We start from the raw sequence: 1,096 nt of genomic DNA on the forward strand, positions 1-1,096 counted from the left end.
GAAAATAATATACGCTTTCATCTTGGACTAAACTGTGGAATGTCAGTTTGTCAGTTGGACAGTATGAACATACAGGAGAACGGAAACGATATTCGTATAGACATAGAACAGTTTTGTCGGAGGATGTGCAAGGCAGCAAAGAGTTATTATGATAAAGTTCATTTGGAAAAAGACTTTAGTCTCTATAATACACCAGTTTTGGATTTTGTTCAGGTAACACAAAAAAAGAAAGCTGCTTCTATTATTGCACTGATTTGTGGCAGTGAACGTTATGCAAAAGGATTAAAAGAAACATTGCAGTTTATTTCAGATCAGATCATGCTGTTTTACACACCGGAAAGTGCTAAAACAAAATTAGGAAAACATAAGCCGGATCTTTGGATTGTTACCGAAGATATGACGAGCCAACCGAATCAGCCATGGCGTGCTGACAGGACAACACCTGTAATTATAATCACAGGAAGTCCTGATGCTGTTGTAATTAAAAAGAATTCAGGAAAACTAACTGTTCTTTCTATGCCATTATCAATAGTTGATTTGCGGAAAAACGTCGAAATATATGTGTCGTGAGGAGAAGTTTATGCTGTACATAATACTATTATTTGCATTCATAGTTATATATTTGATGATGCTTATGCGGAGACAGAAAGATAAGATGAGCGAAATTAAAATACAAATGGATCAACTGCAGGCACAACATGATGAATTGCAGAAAGAAAGGGATCAGTTACTAGAACAGATGAATCATCTGGAAGAGCAACGAGAACACTTGCAAATGCAAACAGACCAGGCATTTCGGAGGGCTGATGAAATTGAGAAAATTTGCGATGAGATATGGCATCATGCTAATACCATTCACCTTTATTCTTCGTTAGCTGAAGAAGAAAGCAAATCTATAACAATGAAAGAAAAACAAAAAGTAATTATTAGAACAACCGAGGAGATTCTAAACATCATATATAAATATAAAGGTAATGTATAATAAAAATATGTCATTCTAGTTATTAGCGTTCAAGGTAAATTCTTATGTAATAATGTCACAGAAGGATTTACCTTTTTCAGGTACAATAGAGATACAAAATTTGAAAGGGGAACA

2 protein-coding genes are annotated in these 1,096 nt (G+C 34.6%); both read left to right on the forward strand.

Annotated elements, in window-relative coordinates; genetic code table 11:
• Positions 1-570, forward strand: a 570-nt coding sequence (locus PGQ33_RS16685) for a hypothetical protein (RefSeq protein WP_330663306.1), incomplete at its 5' end; no start/stop codon positions are given.
• An 85-nt stretch (positions 571-655) separates the two neighbouring features.
• Positions 656-982: a hypothetical protein gene (locus tag PGQ33_RS16690; protein ID WP_243259996.1), complete on the forward strand. Its 327-nt coding sequence runs from the start codon at positions 656-658 to the stop codon at positions 980-982.
• Positions 983-1,096 lie beyond the last annotated feature (114 nt).

This window comes from Coprococcus sp. AM100_B19A, from assembly GCF_027662015.1.
GTDB classification, from domain to species: domain Bacteria; phylum Bacillota; class Clostridia; order Lachnospirales; family Lachnospiraceae; genus Allocoprococcus; species Allocoprococcus comes.